This is a genomic window from Diaphorobacter sp. J5-51 (genome assembly GCF_001023515.1).
In the GTDB taxonomy this organism is placed as follows: Bacteria; Pseudomonadota; Gammaproteobacteria; order Burkholderiales; family Burkholderiaceae_C; genus Diaphorobacter; species Diaphorobacter nitroreducens.
On the sequence record NZ_JSYI01000046.1, the window covers coordinates 1 to 526 of the forward strand.

A 526-nucleotide genomic window follows, 5' to 3' on the forward strand; every position below is an offset into this window, starting at 1 on the left:
AGGTGACCGTGCTGCGCGGCTACGGCCACTTCGTCGGCGCCAACCACCTGGAGGTGGAGGAAACCACCGGCACCAGCCAGGACAAGACCGGCGCCAAGAAGGTGGTGGCGTTCAAGCGCGCCATCATCGCCGCCGGCAGCCAGGCCGTGCGCCTGCCGTTCATGCCCGACGATCCGCGCGTGGTGGATTCCACCGGTGCGCTGGCGCTCAAGGACGTGCCCAAACGCATGCTGATCCTGGGCGGCGGCATCATCGGCCTGGAAATGGGCACGGTGTACAGCACGCTGGGCGCGCGCCTGGACGTGGTGGAGATGCTGGACGGCCTGATGCAGGGCGCTGATCGCGACCTGGTCAAGGTGTGGCAGAAGATGAACCAGCACCGTTTCGACAACGTGATGCTGAATACCAAGACCGTGGCCGCCGAGGCCACGCCCGAGGGCATCAAGGTAAGCTTCGCGCCCGCCAAGGACGGCGTCACGGTGCCCGAGCCCCAGGTGTACGACCTGGTGCTGCAGGCCGTGGGCCG

At 67.5% G+C, this 526-nt stretch carries 1 protein-coding gene; it reads left to right on the plus strand.

Annotated elements, in window-relative coordinates; all coding sequences use genetic code 11:
- The coding region (locus OX89_RS06855; protein WP_047350051.1) for an FAD-dependent oxidoreductase at positions 1 to 526 on the plus strand (526 nt) is incomplete at both ends.